This window comes from Pseudalkalibacillus decolorationis (genome assembly GCF_024609785.1).
GTDB lineage: Bacteria > Bacillota > Bacilli > Bacillales > Fictibacillaceae > Pseudalkalibacillus > Pseudalkalibacillus decolorationis.
Map to the genome: position 1 here is coordinate 392 of NZ_JANHJQ010000063.1, position 1,712 is coordinate 2,103.

Here is a 1,712-nt window from a genome sequence, read left to right on the forward strand (position 1 = left end):
GGTACAGTGGTAGGGGAGCGTTCAAAGGGCTGAGAAGCGGGACCGGAAGGACTCGTGGAGCGCTTTGAAGTGAGAATGCCGGTATGAGTAGCGAAAAGAGAAGTGAGAATCTTCTCCATCGAAAGCCTAAGGTTTCCTGAGGAAGGCTCGTCCGCTCAGGGTTAGTCGGGACCTAAGCCGAGGCCGAAAGGCGTAGGCGATGGCCAACAGGTTGATATTCCTGTACCACCTCCTTTCCGTTTGAACGACGGGGGGACGCAGGAAGGTAGGGAGAGCGCGCTGATGGATATGCGCGTCCAAGCAGTTAGGCCGGTGGATAGGCAAATCCGTCCACCGTACGGCGGAGCTGTGATGGCGAGGGAAATAAGTACCGAAGTCCCTGATCCTACACTGCCAAGAAAAGCCTCTAGTGAGGAAAAAGGTGCCCGTACCGCAAACCGACACAGGTAGGCGAGGAGAGAATCCTAAGATGCTCGGGAGAACTCTCGTTAAGGAACTCGGCAAAATGACCCCGTAACTTCGGGAGAAGGGGTGCTCTGATAGGGTGCAAGCCCGAGAGAGCCGCAGTGAAAAGATCCAAGCGACTGTTTAGCAAAAACACAGGTCTCTGCGAAGCCGTAAGGCGAAGTATAGGGGCTGACACCTGCCCGGTGCTGGAAGGTTAAGAGGAGGGGTTATCCCTTACGGGAGAAGCTCTGAATCGAAGCCCCAGTAAACGGCGGCCGTAACTATAACGGTCCTAAGGTAGCGAAATTCCTTGTCGGGTAAGTTCCGACCCGCACGAAAGGTGCAACGACTTGGATACTGTCTCAACGAGAGACCCGGTGAAATTATAGTACCTGTGAAGATGCAGGTTACCCGCGACAGGACGGAAAGACCCCATGGAGCTTTACTGTAGCCTGATATTGGATTTTGGTATCGTTTGTACAGGATAGGTAGGAGCCTGAGAAGCCGGACCGCTAGGTTCGGTGGAGGCGTCGGTGGGATACTACCCTGACGGTATTGACATTCTAACCTAGGACCGTAATCCGGTTCGGAGACAGTGTCAGGTGGGCAGTTTGACTGGGGCGGTCGCCTCCTAAAGTGTAACGGAGGCGCCCAAAGGTTCCCTCAGAATGGTTGGAAATCATTCGCAGAGTGTAAAGGCACAAGGGAGCTTGACTGCGAGACCTACAAGTCGAGCAGGGACGAAAGTCGGGCTTAGTGATCCGGTGGTTCCGCATGGAAGGGCCATCGCTCAACGGATAAAAGCTACCCTGGGGATAACAGGCTTATCTCCCCCAAGAGTCCACATCGACGGGGAGGTTTGGCACCTCGATGTCGGCTCATCGCATCCTGGGGCTGAAGTAGGTCCCAAGGGTTGGGCTGTTCGCCCATTAAAGCGGTACGCGAGCTGGGTTCAGAACGTCGTGAGACAGTTCGGTCCCTATCCGTCGCGGGCGCAGGAAATTTGAGAGGAGCTGTCCTTAGTACGAGAGGACCGGGATGGACACACCGCTGGTGTACCAGTTGTTCCGCCAGGAGCATCGCTGGGTAGCTACGTGTGGACGGGATAAGTGCTGAAAGCATCTAAGCATGAAGCCCCCCTCAAGATGAGATTTCCCATCGCGTAAGCGAGTAAGATCCCTCAGAGATGATGAGGTTGATAGGTCTGGTGTGGAAGCGTGGCAACACGTGGAGCTGACAGATACTAATCGATCGAGGACTTAACC

Annotated in this window: 1 rRNA gene (cut by a window edge); it reads left to right on the forward strand. The window is 54.8% G+C overall.

Annotated features, from left to right (window positions below):
* Positions 1–1,712 (forward strand): 23S ribosomal RNA (locus tag NON16_RS25280) (its annotated part extends 391 nt beyond the left edge of the window); the annotation flags it as partial.